Here is a 435-nt window from a genome sequence, read left to right as displayed (position 1 = left end):
CGTTAGGCATATCATGGAACTCGACAACAACGCTCTCACCTCAGCTTGCTTTGAAGTGGCCCGCTCAATTCGATGGAAGGACAATCAAGTTGATGAAGTCCTTGCGAAAGCATATGTTGAGCTTTACTTTAACGTGGCCATCCAACACGAGGAATACCTCACCGGCCAAGGTCGCGATCCCAACATCATTGTTCGTGCGGTGCGCTATATCGCGCACAAACATTCCATTCCTCCAATGGAAGGCGATATTAAGGAGTTCTCTTCAATGCTTGATATTCTGATAGAGCTAGCTTGCCCAAATTCAGTAGTCGATCAAAACCAAGAACTCTTCTTCAAGGACATTGAGGAAGGTATTCAAGTAGCACGGAGCGACTATGCCTAACCCTACGCTCAAGCGGGACTGCGCAAAAGCGCGCAGCCCCTTAGCTTCACGTT

General features: G+C 48.3%; 1 protein-coding gene. It reads left to right on the top strand.

The features are described from left to right. A partial coding sequence (locus EJE49_RS11745; RefSeq protein ID WP_223246938.1) for a hypothetical protein occupies positions 1-382 on the top strand: 382 nt, incomplete at its 5' end. Positions 383-435: the final 53 nt, after the last annotated feature.

Origin of the sequence: Sulfuriferula thiophila, from assembly GCF_003864975.1 — a bacterium.
Lineage (GTDB): Bacteria > Pseudomonadota > Gammaproteobacteria > Burkholderiales > Sulfuriferulaceae > Sulfuriferula > Sulfuriferula thiophila.
The sequence above is the reverse complement of the archived record's forward strand: the minus strand, read 5'-3'. Positions and strand labels throughout refer to the sequence as shown.